The sequence below is a fragment of the Nocardioides sp. GCM10023255 genome (assembly GCF_042653125.1).
Lineage (GTDB): Bacteria > Actinomycetota > Actinomycetes > Propionibacteriales > Nocardioidaceae > Nocardioides.
This window is the reverse complement of record NZ_JBHSHU010000010.1, coordinates 217635-234494: the sequence shown is the minus strand read 5'-3', so window position 1 is coordinate 234494 and position 16860 is coordinate 217635. Positions and strand designations below refer to the sequence as shown.

The 16860-nt window shown below is 71.5% G+C and carries 12 protein-coding genes, 1 pseudogene and 1 riboswitch; of the genes and pseudogenes, 6 read left to right on the top strand and 7 right to left on the bottom strand.

Annotation, left to right across the window (positions count from 1 at the left end; genetic code table 11):
* Window positions 1-1066 precede the first annotated feature (1066 nt).
* Window positions 1067-2491, bottom strand: a complete 1425-nt coding sequence (gene glnA / locus ACFO9I_RS17690; RefSeq protein ID WP_379183221.1) for a type I glutamate--ammonia ligase — start codon at window positions 2489-2491, stop codon at window positions 1067-1069.
* A gap of 188 nt (window positions 2492-2679) precedes the next feature.
* Between glnA and ACFO9I_RS17685 the strand changes: the two genes are divergently transcribed.
* Both ACFO9I_RS17685 and ACFO9I_RS17680 read left to right on the top strand, forming a co-directional pair.
* Window positions 2680-3087 carry an RDD family protein gene (locus tag ACFO9I_RS17685; RefSeq protein ID WP_379183219.1) on the top strand — a complete coding sequence of 136 codons (408 nt, stop codon included), beginning with the start codon at window positions 2680-2682 and terminating at the stop codon, window positions 3085-3087.
* Between the two features lie 119 nt (window positions 3088-3206).
* Window positions 3207-4013, top strand: coding sequence for a hypothetical protein (locus ACFO9I_RS17680; protein ID WP_379183217.1), 807 nt, complete (start codon window positions 3207-3209; stop codon window positions 4011-4013).
* A gap of 60 nt (window positions 4014-4073) precedes the next feature.
* On the opposite strand, the gene ACFO9I_RS17675 is transcribed toward ACFO9I_RS17680, so the two are convergent.
* The 5 genes and pseudogenes from ACFO9I_RS17675 to lipB all read right to left on the bottom strand — a co-directional run bounded on the left by ACFO9I_RS17675 (window position 4074) and on the right by lipB (window position 8578).
* Window positions 4074-4790, bottom strand: coding sequence for a DUF4191 domain-containing protein (locus tag ACFO9I_RS17675; RefSeq protein ID WP_379183215.1), 717 nt, complete (start codon window positions 4788-4790; stop codon window positions 4074-4076).
* A 40-nt stretch (window positions 4791-4830) separates the two neighbouring features.
* Window positions 4831-5784: pseudogene (gene lipA, locus ACFO9I_RS17670) on the bottom strand (lipoyl synthase); the annotation flags it as partial.
* Window positions 5785-5815: 31 nt separating this feature from the next.
* Window positions 5816-6811, bottom strand: coding sequence for a hypothetical protein (locus ACFO9I_RS17665; RefSeq protein ID WP_379183213.1), 996 nt, complete (start codon window positions 6809-6811; stop codon window positions 5816-5818).
* Window positions 6808-7755 (bottom strand): ABC transporter ATP-binding protein, encoded by a 948-nt coding sequence (locus ACFO9I_RS17660; RefSeq protein WP_379183211.1) that lies wholly within the window; start codon window positions 7753-7755, stop codon window positions 6808-6810. The genes ACFO9I_RS17665 and ACFO9I_RS17660 overlap by 4 nt, the downstream gene beginning before the upstream one ends.
* 91 nt (window positions 7756-7846) lie before the next feature.
* Window positions 7847-8578 (bottom strand): lipoyl(octanoyl) transferase LipB, encoded by a 732-nt coding sequence (gene lipB, locus ACFO9I_RS17655; RefSeq protein ID WP_379183209.1) that lies wholly within the window; start codon window positions 8576-8578, stop codon window positions 7847-7849.
* Window positions 8579-8648: 70 nt separating this feature from the next.
* On the opposite strand from lipB, the gene ACFO9I_RS17650 reads away from it, so the two are divergent.
* Together ACFO9I_RS17650 and ACFO9I_RS17645 are read left to right on the top strand one after the other, a co-directional pair.
* Window positions 8649-9176 carry a hypothetical protein gene (locus ACFO9I_RS17650; RefSeq protein WP_379183207.1) on the top strand — a complete coding sequence of 176 codons (528 nt, stop codon included), beginning with the start codon at window positions 8649-8651 and terminating at the stop codon, window positions 9174-9176.
* Window positions 9177-9245: 69 nt separating this feature from the next.
* Complete coding sequence (locus tag ACFO9I_RS17645) at window positions 9246-12005, top strand: response regulator (protein ID WP_379183205.1); 2760 nt, start codon at window positions 9246-9248, stop codon at window positions 12003-12005.
* 16 nt (window positions 12006-12021) lie between these two features.
* On the opposite strand, the gene ACFO9I_RS17640 is transcribed toward ACFO9I_RS17645, so the two are convergent.
* Window positions 12022-12915 carry a TIGR01777 family oxidoreductase gene (locus ACFO9I_RS17640; RefSeq protein ID WP_379183203.1) on the bottom strand — a complete coding sequence of 298 codons (894 nt, stop codon included), beginning with the start codon at window positions 12913-12915 and terminating at the stop codon, window positions 12022-12024.
* Between the two features lie 78 nt (window positions 12916-12993).
* Window positions 12994-13209, top strand: a riboswitch (cobalamin riboswitch).
* A gap of 133 nt (window positions 13210-13342) precedes the next feature.
* On the opposite strand from ACFO9I_RS17640, the gene ACFO9I_RS17635 reads away from it, so the two are divergent.
* A complete protein-coding gene (locus ACFO9I_RS17635; protein ID WP_379183201.1) occupies window positions 13343-15745 on the top strand; it encodes a ribonucleoside-diphosphate reductase subunit alpha in 2403 nt (800 codons plus the stop codon).
* Complete coding sequence (locus ACFO9I_RS17630) at window positions 15742-16779, top strand: ribonucleotide-diphosphate reductase subunit beta (protein ID WP_379183199.1); 1038 nt, start codon at window positions 15742-15744, stop codon at window positions 16777-16779. Before ACFO9I_RS17635 ends, ACFO9I_RS17630 begins: the two co-directional genes overlap by 4 nt.
* The last annotated feature ends 81 nt before the right edge of the window (window positions 16780-16860 follow it).

Below are 16860 nucleotides of genomic sequence, written 5' to 3'. Positions count from 1 at the left end.
CCGGAGTCGCCCTCGAGGCGTAGCGAATCCCGTCTCTGGATGCACGGTGGCCCCGGGATGACGCAGGGCGCTTCAGCGGTGTCGTCCGGGTGTCGGTGGGCGGAACTACGGTCACGACATGCTGGCAATCAGGGTCGGGGAGTCGCCCGGCGACCGGGACGCCTCCGCCCGGGAGATCGGTCGCGGGACGGCGGCGTTCATGCCCGACGCGAGGCCCGTGGTCGACCACGTGACTGTCCGAGCCGTCGACTCGGCACAACGCAGCGCCGGGCGGCAGGGATCGACCGTCGTCGGGTCCGCCGCACTCGGGCCGGGTCGGGCAGGAGGCGCCACACCCAAGGCGGGACACGTGTTCCGGAGAAGACGGAACCCGAGGCTACAGGCTGGCGCGGTCGCCAGCCGGGGTCGTGCGGCCGGAGCCAGCACGCCCCGCCTCTCGTCGGCGAGTCGGGAGGTGGCGTCGTGACTCGCGCACGCCCGGCCCTCATCGTAGATGTCGACGGCTGTGTCAGCCCCGTGCATCCGGTCGAGCCGGCCGGTTCCGTGGCGCGACGCGATCGTGGCGGGCCAGCTCTTCGGCCCGGTCTACGTGTCGCCGACGTTGGTGAAGCGACTCGACGACCTGGCGGCGACTCGGGCTGAGTGCTGGTGGCTGACGGAGTGGCGGCCGGACATGCGCGCCCGGATGCGTCCGTTCCCGGGCCGGACGTGGCCCGTCGTGGGCGAGCGCGACCAGCAGCAGGGCGATCGCCTTGGCCGGGTCAGCACTGGCCGTGGTGTCGCCGGGCGTGCCGTCCGGTTCGACCCACTTGAGCCGGTAACTCCGACTGCTCCCGGTGGGGGCGAAGATCCGGACCTGGCCGACCGTCTCGGCTGGGTCGTGGCGGGTCACCAGGACCACCCCGGCCGGGGCAGCGTCCGGCGCAGACGCGGTCGTGCGCCTGGCGCGGTGTTCGGATGTCGCGTGTGCGCCGGTTCACGCGCAGCGGCCCCGCTGGGGAAACCTGGGGGAATCCTTCGCGGGGCCGCGCGTTCGTGCAGGTCAGAGGTCGTTTGACCTCATCTGTCAGATGTCGTAGTAGAGCTCGAACTCGTGCGGGTGCGGCCGCAGCTGCACGGGCAGGATCTCGTTCTGGCGCTTGTAGTCGATCCACGTCTCGATCAGGTCCGGCGTGAAGACGTTGCCGGCGGTGAGGAAGTCGTGGTCGCGCTCGAGGTTGTCGAGCACGGCGCCCAGCGACGTCGGGACCTGGTCGATGTCGGCCATCTCGTCCGGCGGCAGCTCGTAGATGTCCTTGTCGATCGGGGCGGCGGGCTCGATCTTGTTCTTGATGCCGTCGAGGCCGGCCAGCAGCAGCGCCGAGAAGGCGAGGTAGGGGTTGGCCGACGGGTCGGGGCAGCGGAACTCGATGCGCTTGGCCTTCGGGTTCGAGCCCGTGATCGGGATGCGGACGCAGGCCGAGCGGTTGCGCTGGGAGTAGACCAGCGAGATCGGGGCCTCGAAGCCCGGCACCAGGCGGTGGTAGGAGTTCACCGTCGGGTTGGTGAAGGCCAGCAGCGACGGCGCGTGCTTGAGGATGCCGCCGATGTAGTAGCGCGCCATGTCCGACAGGCCGCCGTACCCGGTCTCGTCGTAGAACAGGGGAGCGCCCTCGCTCCAGATCGACTGATGCACGTGCATGCCCGAGCCGTTGTCGCCGAAGATCGGCTTCGGCATGAAGGTGGCGGTCTTGCCGTTGCGCCAGGCGACGTTCTTGATGATGTACTTGAACTTCATCACGTCGTCGGCGGCCTTGAGCAGCTCGTCGAAGCGGTAGTTGATCTCCGCCTGGCCGGCGGTGCCGACCTCGTGGTGCGCGCGCTCGACCTGCAGGTTGGCCTTCTCGAGCTCGATCACCATCTCGTCGCGGAGCTCGCCGAAGTGGTCGGTCGGGGCGACGGGGAAGTAGCCGCCCTTGTACTTCACCTTGTAGCCGCGGTTGTCGTTCTCGAACGCCGCGCCGGTGTTCCAGGCGCCGGCCTGCGAGTCGATCTCGTAGTAGCCGGCGTTGGCCTTGGTCTCGAAGCGCACGTTGTCGAAGACGTAGAACTCCGCCTCGGGGGCGAAGAACGCCTTGTCGCCGACACCGGTGCTGGCGAGGTAGGACATCGCCTTGCGGGCGATGTTGCGCGGGTCGCGGGAGTAGGCCTCCCCGGTGAGCGGGTCGTGGATGAAGAAGTTCACGACCAGCGTCTTGGCCGCGCGGAACGGGTCGATGTACGCCGTGGTCGGGTCCGGGAACAGCGACATGTCGGACTCGTGGATGGCCTGGAAGCCCCGGATCGAGGAACCGTCGAAGTTCAGGCCGTCGTCGAAGACCGACTGGTCGAACGACGAGACCGGGACGGTGAAGTGCTGCATGACGCCGGGCAGGTCGCAGAACCGCACGTCGACCATCTCGACGCCCTCGTCCTTGACATAGGCGAGCAGCTCGTCGCTGTTCTGGAACATTCGTCCTCCTTGGCTGACCAGCGGGTGCCAGCCGGCAAAAGTCTGCAATAGGGGACCGAAGCGGCGCTGCCTCGGACCTGCCCGCCAACCTAGGCAGGGGCAGTTTCTTGACCGTATCCGGTTTGTTTCGGGCATGTAACAGGTGGCCCGACCGGCGAACGCGTGGACCGGCGCTCTACGCTGACCGCGTGACAGGCACGACCGTGTGGGAGACCGCGTCCTGGCCCCGGCGCATGCTGGCGCTCCTCGTGGACTGGTTCGCCTGCCTGCTCGCGGTCTCGCTCTTCATCCCCGTCTACGGCCCCGAGAACCAGGCCGGGCAGTGGTACGTCGTGCTCGTCTTCATCGTGGAGTCGGCGCTGCTGACGGCGCTGTCCGGCGGCTCGTTCGGCAAGCTGGCGACCCGGCTCCGCGTCGTACGCAGCGACGGCAGCGGGCGCCCGATCGGCCTGCTGCCCGCGCTGGCCCGCAGCATCCTGGTCGCGGCCGTGATCCCGCCGCTGGTCTTCCGCCCCGACGGCCGGGGCCTGCACGACATCATGGCCGGCACCGCCACCGTCACCCTCGAGACGGCGAAGAGCCGGCCGGCCGCCTGAACCGCGCGCCTCCGGGCGCGCGGTGTTGCTGCTGAGGTTTCTGGGGCCGGCGGGTTTCCGGGTTGACGTGACAGGAGATGCTTGAGGTCACATCACCTCCGACTCGGAAGGCTCCACCCATGTCTCGTCCCGCATCCCTGCGCCGTCTCGCCGCGGCAGCCGTCCTGCCGCTGGCCTTCGTCTCCCTGAGCGCGTGCGGTTCCGACGACAACGCCAAGGCGGAGGACTCCTCGTCGACGTCCGGCTCGTCGGGCTCGTCCACCGACGGCCTCGAGGCCGGCGACACCGTCGACCCCGCCGACTTCACCGACCGCTTCGAGAACGGCTTCGAGAACACCACCACCGCCCACGAGTCGATGACGATGTCGGCCGGCGAGGCCGGCTCGATGACCGGAGAGGGCGACGTGGACTACACGCAGGACTCGCCGGCCATGGACATGACCATGTCCAGCGACGCCGCCGGCGGCGACATCCAGGTGATCCTGGTCGACAAGGTCTTCTACATGAAGGCGCCCGGCATGGGCGGCGACAAGTACCTCAAGATGGACCTCAACGACCCCAACAGCCCGTTCGGCTCACTGGGCAGCCAGCTCGACCCGCAGGAGGCGCTCAAGTCCTTCGGCGAGGGCATCAAGACCGTCACCTACCAGGGCGAGCAGGACGGTGAGGACCAGTACGAGGTCACCGTCGACACCCAGAAGATGCTCGACGGGATGGGGGAGACCGGCCAGGCGGCGTCCGGGGCCGGGATGCCCGACGAGCTGAGCTACGACGTGTGGCTCGACGACGAGGACCGGATCACCAAGATGACCATCGACCTCGGCAAGGTCGGCACCATGGAGATGACGCTCTCCGACTTCGGCAAGGACGTCAGCATCGAGGCGCCGCCCTCGGACCAGGTGACCGAGATGCCCTCGATGGGCTGATCCACGCAGCAGGGCCCGGTCCTCCAGGGGGAGGACCGGGCCCTTCGTGCGTTCAGGCTGTCAACGACCGCGCATGTTCTGGCGCATGCCCTTCATGCTGGTCGGGACCGGGCCCTTGGGCAGCGGGATGTTCGGTCGGTTGGCGTCCAGCGCCCGCAGCCGGCCGAGGATGTCGGTCATCTCGGCGGGCTTGACCTGGCGCTTCATCTTGCTGACGTGGCGGACCAGGCGCGTCAACGGGACCTCCCCCTCGCCGTTCCCGCAGACGACCTCGTGGATCGGGACGTCGGCCACCACGCGCTCGTGCTTGCGGCGCTCGTTGGTCATCAGCTGGCGCAGCCGGTTGGGGTTGCCCTCGCCGACCAGGACGATGCCGGGCGGGCCGACCACGCGGTGCACGACGTCCTGCTGCTTGTTGAACGCGATCACCGGGTCGGTCTTCCACCCGCGGCGCAGCATCCGCAGCGCGGCCGCGGCGGCGCCCGGCTGGCCCTCCATCTGGCCGTACGCCGCGCGCTGGGCGCGACGGCCGAAGATGATCAGCGCGGCCAGCGAGCCGAAGAGCAGCGCGCCGACGATGGAGAGGACGAGGCCGAGCACGCCCTCGCCGGGCAGCAGCCAGAACAGCAGGTAGCCGACCGCGGCGCCGATGACGAACGCACCCCCGATCCACAGCCCGATGGCCGGGTCGGTCTTCCGGGCCATCTTGAAGGTCTCGACGAACTGCTTGCGGCGGCTCATCTTGTCGGGATCAGGTGTCTGCGGGGCCTTCGCCATGGCGGTCTGCTGCCTTCTTCGTTCGGGAGGTGCGTGAAAGTCAGACGGTGGAGCCCTGACGGGCGTCCATGGCCTGACGGTACAACCGTCCGGCCCGGTACGACGAACGCACCAGCGGGCCCGACATGACCCCCGAGAAGCCGATCTGGTCGGCCTCGTCCTTGAGCTCCACGAACTCCTCGGGCTTGACCCACCGCTCCACGGGGTGGTGCCGCGCCGAGGGGCGGAGGTACTGCGTGATGGTGATCAGCTCGCAGCCGGCGTCGTGCAGGTCGCGCAGCGCCTGGCTGACCTCCTCGCGGGTCTCGCCCATGCCGAGGATCAGGTTGGACTTGGTCACCAGGCCGAAGTCGCGGGCCTGGGTGATGACGTCCAGCGAGCGCTCGTAGCGGAACGCGGGGCGGATCCGCTTGAAGATGCGCGGCACGGTCTCGACGTTGTGGGCCAGCACCTCGGGCCGCGACTCGAACACCTCGCGCAGCAGGTCGGGCTTGCCGTTGAAGTCGGGGATCAGGTTCTCCACCCCGGTGTCGGGGTTGAGCTCGTGGATGGCGCGCACGGTCTCGGCGTAGAGCCAGGCGCCGCCGTCCTCGAGGTCGTCGCGGGCGACGCCGGTGATGGTGGCGTAGCGCAGCTCCATGGCCTGGACCGACTCGGCCACGCGGCGCGGCTCGTCACGGTCCAGCGGCTGCGGCTTGCCGGTGTCGATCTGGCAGAAGTCGCAGCGGCGGGTGCACTGGTCGCCACCGATGAGGAACGTCGCCTCGCGGTCCTCCCAGCACTCGAAGATGTTGGGACAGCCGGCTTCCTGGCACACGGTGTGCAGGCCCTCGGACTTCACGAGGTTCTGCAGGTGCTTGTACTCCGGCCCCATCTTGGCCCGCGTCTTGATCCATTCGGGCTTGCGCTCGATGGGGGTCTCGGCGTTGCGGACCTCCAGGCGGAGGAGCTTGCGTCCTTCGGGTGCAGGGGCTTGGGTCACGTCGCCCAACTGTACGCCGGGGCGGGGGGCCGCCCAATTCGACTCAGGGCACGTCCCGTCGGCGGAAGGACAGGACGGACGGAACGCCCGCGAGCAGCAGCAGCCCGCCGAAGTAGACGGCGCCGTCGGACGTGGTGATCCGCACCCGGCAGCCGGCGCCGGGCACCGCGGAGTCGCCCGCCTCGACGCAGGAGCGGCTGTTGTAGTCGGTGAACGTGATCCCGTCGAGCATGACCGCCGCGTAGTTGTTCTGCGGCATCAGCCGCTGGTGGCCGGGGAAGCCCAGCAGGGTGATCAGCAGCGGGCCGGCGACGGCCACCGCGAAGAGGGTGCCGAGCGTCGCGACCGTGCTGCGGAAGAGCATGGTCATCGCGTAGCCGCCCAGGCCCGCGAAGCCGGCGACCAGGGTGCCGCGCAGCGCCTGGCCGTAGGCCTCGGACAGGACGCCGTCGCGCACGTCCAGGTCGCGGTGCACGGCCAGCGCCCACAGGCCGGTCCAGTACGCCGCCAGCACCGCGCCGGCGACCGCCAGGCCGGCGAGCAGCACGACCAGTCCCTTGGCCACCCAGACCCGGCTCCGGCGGGGGTCGAAGAGCAGCTGGTTGCTCATCGACCCGCTGTTCCAGTCGTGGCCGACGAAGGTCGTGCCGAGCAGGAGCAGCAGCATCGTCAGCACGACGGTGACGCCGATCCCGGAGCCGTCCAGCTCACGGTCGAGGTCGAGCGTCGGGCGCCAGTAGTACTGGTCGGCCCGAGGGACCATCATGTCCTCGCAGGACGCCCGCACGTCGTCGCCGCTGACGCCGAACCGGTCGGGCCTCGCCACGCACTTCTCGACCTGGCGCTGCACGTAGGGCTGCTGCGCCTCGTCCTGCGCCATCTGCTGGTAGCGCGCCATCTCGGCATCGGAGACCGGGCGGGTGTTCCACGCGGTGGCTCCCCAGATCACGGCCGGGACCACGACGCAGGCGGCCACGAGCAGCAGCACGGCGCGCCGCCAGCGCAGCCGGGTCAGCTCGACCCGCAGCAGTGCCCTCATCGGGCACCCGCCCGGGTGTCGTCGCGGCCGAGCCGGTCCGCCGCGGTGAGCTCGAGGAACACCGTCTCGAGGTCGGCGCGCAGCGGCGTCAGCCCGGACAGCCAGACCTCCGCCTCCGCGAGGGCGCGGGTGATCTGCTCCGGTGGCTGGCCGGTGTCGACGTCGAGGGTGCCCGGTGTGGTGGCCGAGACCGTGAAGCCCGCCCGCTCGAGCACCCCGGCGGCGACGGCGGGGTCGGGCACGGCCACGCGGTACGCCGTACCACCCCCGAGCAGGTCCTCCACCCGTCCGCTGGCCAGCATCCGGCCGTTGCCGATGATCGTGGCGGAGGTGCAGACCTGCTGCACCTCGCCGAGGATGTGCGAGCTCAGGAGCACGGTCGTGCCGGTCTCGCCGAGGGTGCGGATGGTGTCGCGGATCTCCCGGATGCCGGCCGGGTCGAGCCCGTTGGTGGGCTCGTCGAGGACCAGCAGCGCGGGGTCCTTGAGCAGGGTGGCCGCGATCGCGAGCCGCTGCTTCATGCCGAGCGAGTAGGACTTGTAGCGGTCCCGGTCGCGCCCGGTCAGGCCGACCGTCTCGAGGGCGGCGTCCACGCGGCCAGTGGGGGCGTCGATGGAGCCGGCCAGCAGCAGCAGGTTCTGGCGCCCGGTGAACTTCGGGGCGAACTTCGGGGACTCGACGACGGCGCCGACCCGGCCGATGGCCTGCGGGAGCCGACGGGGCACCTCCTCGCCGAACAGCCGCATCGAGCCGCGGGTGGCGCGCGCCAGCCCCAGCAGCATCCGGATGGTCGTCGTCTTCCCGGACCCGTTCGGGCCGAGGAAGCCGTGCACGCCGCCGTACGGCACCGCCAGGTCGAGGTCCCGCACCGCCACGCGCAGGGCTCCCGCACGCGTGCGGAACTCCTTGCGCAGACCGGTGGTCTCGATGACGAGCTCGCTCATGTCCGTCCCCCCTTCGTGCCCGGGCGGGACCGCCGAGGCACGGGGGGAGATCTTGACAAGCAATGCCGGCCGGGGCCGGCAGGACGCGCCGTCAGACGCCGGGGGAGATGAGCTCGATGCGGGGACCGTGGGCGGGCTCGGGGCGCGGCTCGTAGTCGGGAGTGGACGTGTACGGCGCCCACGCGAGGTAGTCGGTGAGGTGCCGCTCCACGCTGGGCAGCACGTCCGCCACGGTGACGTCGCGGCCGAGCTCGGTGCTCAGCGAGGTCACGCCGGCGTCGGCGATCCCGCACGGGACGAACCGGTCGTACCATCCCAGGTCGACGTCGCAGTTGAGCGCGAAGCCGTGCATGGTGACGCCCCGGCTGACCCGGATGCCGATCGCCGCGATCTTGCGCTCCGGCCCCTTCTCGTCCGCGCGCAGCCAGACCCCGCTGCGTCCCGGCACCCGCGCCGTGGTCACGCCGAGGTCGGCGCAGACCGCGATCAGGGCCTCCTCGACCCGGCGCACGTAGTCGACGACCTTCACGTGGTCCGGCAGCGTGACGATCGGGTAGCCGACCAGTTGACCGGGGCCGTGGAAGGTGATCTTGCCGCCGCGGTCGACGTCGATGACGGGGGCCCCGCCAGGGTCGGCCGGCCGCTCGTGGGGGTCGGTGCGCTTGCCGGCGGTGAAGACCGGCGGGTGCTCGAGCAGGAGGACGGTGTCGGGCTGCTCGCCTGCGACCACGGCCGCATGCACGTCGCGCTGGAGGTCCCAGGCGGCGAGGTAGTCCACCGCGTCGTCACCGAGTCCGACGTTCCGGAAGGTCAGGTCACTCACGTCCCAGACCCTACTCCCGGGCCTGTGGACAACCGCGGCCGCGATCCGTCGACGTGGGTAGGAGAGTGACATGGACACGTCCCGCCTGCTGCCGCGCACGCTCCTCGCCGTGCTGGTCCTCGCCGCCGTCGTCACCGCGGCCGCCGTGCTCACCGGCCTGGCACGCGAGCGGCTGTCGCCGGCCCACCCGGTCGTGGCCCCGGCCGCCACGCGGGCCCCGGCGGCGGCGTTGCGGGCCTGGGACGTTCGCCGGGCCCGGGCGTGGGCGCGCGGCGACGTGGCCGCCCTGCGGGACCTGTACGTGCCCGGGTCGGCCGCCGGGCGACGCGACGTGGCCATGCTCGAGTCGTGGAACGACCGTGGCCTGCGGGTGCGGGGGATGCGGATGCAGCTGCTGGCCGTCGACGTGCGCGAGCGTGGCCCGGAACGGCTCGAGGTCGAGGTGACCGACCGGCTGGCGAACGCGGTGGCCGTGGGCGCGGGGCGCCGCGTGGGGCTGCCCCGCGACGAGCCGTCGTCGCGCACCGTGGTGCTCGTGCGGGCGGCGGGGGAGTGGCGGGTCGCCGCGGTGCGCGAGCGGCGCGGCCCGCCGGTGTGAGCCGACGTCCACCGACCAAACCCGGCACGTCGCGGACGCGGCGGCCCTCGATGCGGGAGCATGCGGCCCATGGAGGCAGTGGAGTCGTGGGTGGTGCGCGCCGTCCCGGACGGGTTGTGGGTCCTCGACGACGCCGGGCTGACGACGTACGCGAACGACCGGATGGCCCGGATGCTCGGCCGTTCGTCCGCGGAGATGGTCGGTCTGTCCGTCACGGACGCCCTCGACGAGGAGGGAGGCCGGGCCTTCCTGGCCCACCTCGACCGGCTCAGCGACGCGCGTGAGCCCGGAGATGACCAGGAGCTCCGGCTGGTCCGGGCCGCCGGCAGCACCTTCTGGGCGCTGGTCAGCCACACCCCGCTGCTCGACGACGGGGGCCGGCACCGTGGCTGGCTGCACCGGGTGAGCGACCACACCGAGCAGCACCGCATCCTCGAGGAGCTCCGGCACCGCGAGGTGCAGCTCGCCGAGGCGCAGTCCATCGCGGGGATCGGCAGCTGGGAGCGGGAGGTCGGGGTCGGCGAGCTGCACTGGTCCGACGAGCTCTACCGGCTCGTCGGCAAGGACCGTGCCACCTTCACCCCCAGCGCCGAGCGGTTCTTCGAGCTCCTGCACCCCGAGGACCGCCCGGCCGCCGTCGCGGCGTACGAGGAGCTGATGGCCCACGGGGAGGAGCTCGCCATGGACACGCGGCTCGCGACCCCCACGGGGGACGCGGTGCGCTGGGTCCGCACCCGCGCCCGGGTGGTCCGTGACGATTCCGGTGCGGTCGTCCGGCTGGGCGGCACGGTGCAGGACATCACCGAGAGCAAGGAGGCGGAGCAGGGCCTGGAGTTCCTCAGCGCGATGGCCGCAGCGGCCAACGAGTCGGACACGCTGGTCGACGTGCTGGTCGCCTCCGAGGCGGTGGTCCGCCCCTACGCCCGGTGGCCGGCGGTGCTCGTGTCCGCTCCCGACCCCACCGACACGGGCGGGCTCCTGCACTTCCCGACCGGCTGGCGCGAGTACGACGAGGACGTGCTGGCCGCCGCCCGCGACCTCGCGGCCCGGGCTGCCGCCGAGCGCACCGTCGTCCAGGCCCCGGGGCCGGACGGTGCCGTGCTGATCGCGGGTCCGGCGCTCGCCGGCGAGCGGCTCGCCTGCGTGGTGGTCTCCGACACCGGCGTCCGGGAGGAGGCCGCCGCGTCCGACGTCGCGATCTTCGCCCAGACGCTGGTGCTGCTGGCCCACGTCTCCGAGCGCGAGGAGGCCGGCAAGGCGCTGGCCGCCGCCCGCGACGACGCGCTGGCCGCGTCCCGCGCCAAGTCGGAGTTCCTCGCCACCATGAGCCACGAGATCCGCACGCCCCTCAACGGCGTCATCGGCCTGAGCGAGCTGCTCAGCCGCACCGACCTCACCCCCCACCAGCGCCGCCTCGCCGAGGGCGTGGACCAGGCGGGGCGCTCGCTGCTCGCGCTCGTCAACGACATCCTCGACCTGTCCAAGATCGAGGCGGGCCGCCTCGACCTGGAGGAGGTCGACTTCGACCCCCGCAGCATCGTCGAGCAGAGCGTCGGGCTGGTGGCGGAGCGGGCCAGCGCCAAGGGCCTCGAGCTCGTGGTGGCCAGCGCCGAGGAGTTGCCCTCGATGGTGCGCGGCGACCCGGTCCGCTTCGGCCAGGTGGTCACCAACCTGGTCTCGAACGCCGTGAAGTTCACCGCGGCCGGTGAGGTGGTCGTCCGCGCCGGCGCCGGTCCCGAGGGCGTCCGGGTCGAGGTGCGCGACACGGGCATCGGGATCGGGCCCGCCGCGCAGCGCCAGCTCTTCACGGCCTTCTCCCAGGCTGACAGCTCGACCACGCGCGAGTACGGCGGCACCGGGCTGGGCCTCGCGATCAGCAAGCGGATCGTGGAGGCGACCGGCGGCGAGATCGGCGTCGTCAGCGAGCCAGGGGTGGGCAGCACCTTCTGGTTCACCACCCCGTTCGCGAGCGCCGAGGCGGCGCCGCTGCCTGGGGAGTCGACGCTGCAGGACGCGGTCGCCGGCCTGCACGTGCTCGTCGTGGACGACAACGAGACGAACCGGTTCATCCTGCGTGAGCAGCTCGAGGCCTGGCGGGTGCGCGTGACGGTCGTGGAGTCGGCGTACGACGCCCTGGTCGAGCTCGACGCCTCCGTCCGGCACGACCAGAGGTACGACGTGCTGCTGCTCGACTACATGATGCCCGGCGCCGACGGCGAGCAGCTCGCCCGGATCATCCGGGCCGAGGAGCGGCACCGCGACACCCGTCTCGCGCTGCTGTCGTCGGCTTTCGAGCCCGGCGCCGAGTGGCTCGCCGACGCGGGCCTCGACGCCTTCCTCGCCAAGCCGGTGCTGCCCTCGCGCCTCCTCGACACCCTGGCCACGCTCGGCGGGCGCGGCGAGGAGCGGCTGGCGGCGCCGGCGCCGGTGAGCGTCGGGCCCGGCGCGTCGCGCGGCCGCGTTCTGGTGGTGGAGGACAACGAGGTCAACCAGCTGGTCGCCGAGGGGGTGCTGCGCGGGCTCGGCTACGACGTGGTGATCGCCGACAACGGGGCCGCCGGGGTGGCCGCGCTGGCCGACGAGCCCGACGGCTTCGACACGATCCTGATGGACTGCCAGATGCCGGTGATGGACGGCTTCGACGCGACCCGCGCGGTGCGCGCCATGCGCGGGGACGGCCGCCGGATCCCCATCATCGCGATGACGGCCGCGGCGACCGCGGAGGAGCGGGAGCGCTGCCGGGACGCGGGCATGGACGACTTCCTGACCAAGCCGGTCGTGCCCGCGCTGCTCGAGAGCACGCTGGCGCGCTGGGTCGCCGCGCCCTGACTGCGCGGAGGCAGGGTCAGGAGGCGAGCCCCGTGCGCAGCACGGCGTCGACGTCGCGGTCACGGAACTCGTAGCCGGACTCGGCCAGCGCCGCCGGCCGGACGTTGAGCGAGCCCAGCAGCTCGGGCGCCATCCGGCCCGCGCCCACCCGGAGCGCCGTCTTCGGCACGAACGCGATCGCGGGTCGGTGCACGGCCCGGGCCAGCGCCTTGGTGAACTCGGCGTTGGTCGGGGTCTCGGGGCAGCAGAGGTTGAACGGACCGCTGGCGGTGGGGTGCTCGGCGAGATGGGCCACCGCGCCCACCCAGTCGCGCAGCGAGATCATCGCCATGTACTGCTGCCCGTCGCCGAGCCGCGCACCCAGCCCCGCCTTGAAGAGCAGCCGCAGCTGCTTGAGCGGCTCGCTGCGCCGGTCCATCACGGGCGCGGTGCGCAGCACGCAGACGCGCGCGCCGGCCTCGGCCGCCGGCGTGGTCGCGGCCTGCCAGTCGCGGGTCACCTCGGTGAGCAGGGCGTGGCCACGGCTGTCGGAGGCCTCGGTCAGCACCTGGTCCCCGTGGTCGCCGTACCACGAGATGCCGTTGCCGGCGAGGAACGCGGGCTTCGACCCGCTCTCGGCGATGGCGCGGGCGAGCACCCGCGTCGTGGTCACGCGGCTCTCGCGCAGCTCGCGCGCCCACCGCGCCGAGTGGGGGTTGCCCGCGGTCGGGGTCCCGGCCAGGTTGACCACGACGTCGCAGTCCTCGATGGCGTCGCGCTCGTAGGTGCCGGCGTACGGGTCCCACGTGGACTCGTCGGGCTCCTGCGCCGGCCTGCGCACCAGCCGGGTCACCAGGTGGCCCCGCTGACGCAGCTCGTAGCCGAGGTTGCTCCCGAGGAAGCCGGACGCGCCGGCGATCACGATCCGCATGCCGACAGCCTGTCACCCGCCCCCAACGTCGCGACACGCCGACACAAGATGTGGTGCCGGTGATCGACGTATGCCACTGGATATGGTGGTCGAGCTGGTCCGGAGCGTCGCCTGCAGGTGGCGCCCCGGGGCAAGAGGGAACCCGGTGCGAGTCCGGGACTGCCCCGCAGCGGTGAGTGGGAACGAACGCCGTCACACGCACTGGCTCCGCACCATGGAGCTGGGAAGCGACGGTCAGTAGGGGTCGAGCTGTGCCCACGAGTCCGAAGACCTGCCAGCGCCCGCGCACGACCTGTGCGCGGTACGTCGCGGACCTCGCGGGTGGGTCGCACGACAGCACGGACGCGCCCTGGTGACCGGGTCGCGTCCGCGTCGTCGTCTCCTCGCAGGTCCCCGGCATACGGCGAGCTCGCGAGGAGAGAGCAGCATGACCCAGATCGACACAGACCAGACCCACACCCCATCCGGCGGTGCCGGGACCGGGGCCGACGTCGGGACCACCAGGTCCCCGATGGTCGTCCGCAAGCGCAACGGCGACACCGAGCCGGTCGACCTCAACAAGATCGTCCGCGCGGTCGAGCGCTGCGCGACCGGCCTGTCGCACGTCGAGCCGCTCACCGTGGCGACGCGCACCATCTCCGGCCTGTACGACGGCGCCACGACCGCCGAGCTGGACCGGCTGTCCATCCAGACCGCGGCCGAGCTGACCGCCAACGAGCCGGAGTACTCCCGGCTGGCCGCTCGCCTGCTGGCGGCGTACGTCGAGAAGGAGGTCGCCGGCCAGCAGATCGCGTCCTTCAGCCAGTCCGTCCGGCTCGGGCGGCTCGAGGGCCTGGTCGGCGACGCCACCGCGGACTTCGTCGAGGCCAACGCCCGCAAGCTCGACCAGGCCGTCGACACCACCAACGACCTGCGGTTCGAGTACTTCGGGCTGCGGACGGTCTACGACCGCTACCTGCTGCGGCACCCGGAGACCCGGCTGGTCGTCGAGACCCCGCAGTACTGGCTGATGCGGGTCGCGTGCGGGCTGGCGACCACGCCGGCCGAGGCGATCGAGCTCTACCGGCTGATGGCGTCGCTGGCCTACCTGCCGAGCTCGCCGACACTCTTCAACTCCGGGACCCGGCACACCCAGATGTCGTCGTGCTACCTCGTCGACAGCCCGCGCGACGAGCTGGAGTCGATCTACGCCCGCTACGCGCAGGTCGCGGCGCTGTCGAAGTTCGCCGGCGGCATCGGGATCTCGTTCTCCCGGGTGCGTTCCCGGGGCGCGCTGATCCGGGGCACCAACGGCCACTCCAACGGGATCGTGCCGTTCCTGCGCACCCTCGACGCCTCGGTGTCGGCGGTGAACCAGGGCGGCCGGCGCAAGGGCGCGGCGTGCGTCTACCTCGAGCCGTGGCACCCCGACGTCGAGGAGTTCCTCGAGCTGCGCGACAACACCGGCGAGGACGCCCGGCGCACCCACAACCTCAACCTCGCCCACTGGGTGCCCGACGAGTTCATGCGCCGGGTCGAGGCCGACGAGGAGTGGAGCCTGGTCGACCCGGACGCCGCACCGGAGCTGCCCGACCTGTGGGGCGAGGAGTTCGACCGGGCCTACCGGGCCGCGGAGGCCGACGGACGCGTCGTACGCCGGGTGCGGGCGCGGGATCTCTACGCGAAGATGATGCGGACCCTGGCCCAGACCGGGAACGGCTGGATGACCTTCAAGGACGCCGCCAACCGCACCTGCAACCAGACCGCGGTGCCGGGCAACGTCGTGCACCTGTCGAACCTGTGCACCGAGATCATCGAGGTCTCCAGCGACGCCGAGACCGCGGTGTGCAACCTCGGCTCGGTCAACCTCGCCCAGCACCTCGTCGACGGCGACGTCGACTGGGACAGGCTGCGCGCCACCGTGCGCACCGCGGTGACCTACCTCGACCGCGTGATCGACATCAACTACTACCCGAGCCCGGAGTCCGCGGCGTCGAACCCGCGCTGGCGCCCGGTCGGCCTGGGCTGCATGGGGCTCCAGGACGTCTTCTTCGCGCTGGGGCTGCCGTTCGACTCCGACGAGGCGCGGGAGCTGTCGACGCGGATCGCCGAGGAGATCCACCTGTCCGCGCTCGAGCGCTCGGCCGAGCTGGCCGCGGAGCACGGCGCCCACCCGGCGTACGCCGACACCCGCGCCGCGCGCGGCGACCTGCAGCCGGACCTGTGGGGCGTGACGCCCACCCAGGCCGAGCGCTGGGCGCGGCTGCGCGAGCAGGTGGCCGAGCACGGGCTGCGCAACTCGCTTCTGGTGGCGATCGCGCCGACCGCCACGATCGCCTCGATCGCCGGCTGCTACGAGTGCATCGAGCCGCAGGTGTCGAACCTGTTCAAGCGCGAGACGCTGTCGGGGGAGTTCCTCCAGGTCAACGCCGCGCTGGTACGCGAGCTGCGCTCGCGCGGCCTGTGGACCACCGAGGTGCGTGAGCAGGTGAAGCGTCAGGAGGGCTCCGTGCAGGGGATCGCCGCGATCCCGGAGGACGTGCGGCTGCTCTTCCGGACCGCGTGGGAGCTGCCGCAGCGGGCGCTGGTGGACATGGCCGCCGCCCGGCAGCCCTACGTCGACCAGAGCCAGTCGCTGAACCTGTTCCTGCCCAGCCCGACGATCGGGAAGCTCAGCTCGATGTACCTCCACGCCTGGAAGGCCGGGCTGAAGACGACGTACTACCTGCGCTCGCGGCCGGCGACGCGCATCCAGCAGACGACCGTCGGCGCCGCGCGCGCCGTGGTGCCCGATCAGGAGGCGGTCGCCTGCTCCCTGGAGAACCCCGAGACCTGCGAGGCCTGCGAATGACGACGACCACCGAGGACACGACCGCCGGGACCAGGAGGATGCTGCTCGACCCGGGCATGAACCTCACCCTGCGACCGATGCGCTACCCGCACTTCTACGAGCGCTACCGCGACGCCATCAAGAACACCTGGACGGTCGAGGAGGTCGACCTGCACACCGACCTCAAGGACCTCGCGAAGCTGTCCGCCGCCGAGCGGCACCTCGTGTCGCGGCTGGTCGCGTTCTTCGCCACCGGCGACACGATCGTGGCGAACAACCTCGTGCTCAACCTCTACCAGCACGTGAACTCGCCCGAGGGCCGGCTCTACCTGTCGCGCCAGCTGTTCGAGGAGGCGGTGCACGTGCAGTTCTACCTGACCCTGCTCGACACCTACGTCCCCGACGAGAAGGAGCGGCACGAGGCGTTCGCCGCGGTGGACAACATCCCCTCGATCAAGCACAAGGCGGACTTCTGCTTCCGCTGGATCGACGAGCTCTTCGACGTACGCCGCCTCGAGACGAAGGAGGACCGGCGCAGCTTCCTGCTGAACCTGATCTGCTTCGCGGCCTGCATCGAGGGCCTGTTCTTCTACGGCGCCTTCGCCTACGTCTACTTCCTGCGCTCCCGCGGGCTGCTCAACGGGCTGGCCTCCGGGACGAACTGGGTGTTCCGCGACGAGTCGATGCACATGGCGTTCGCGTTCGACGTCGTCGACACCGTGCGTGCCGAGGAGCCCGACCTGTTCGACGACGAGCTGGCGGCCCGGGTCCGGGAGATGGTCACCGAGGCGGTCGACGCCGAGGCGCAGTTCGCCGAGGACCTGCTCGGGCAGGGCGTGGCCGGCCTGTCCACGGCCGACATGCGCTCCTACCTGGAGTACGTCGCCGACCAGCGCATGGAACGCCTCGACCTGCCGAGGATCTACGGCTCGAAGAACCCCTTGCTTTTCATGGAGCTGCAGGACGTGCAGGAGCTGTCGAACTTCTTCGAGCGCCGGGTCTCGGCGTACCAGGTCGGAGTCACCGGCCAGGTGTCCTTCGACGACGACTTCTAGAGGATAGTCCGGCACGTTTCGTGACATCACAGGCGAGATGACACGAGGCCCCGGCGACCGTGCGGTCACCGGGGCCTCGTC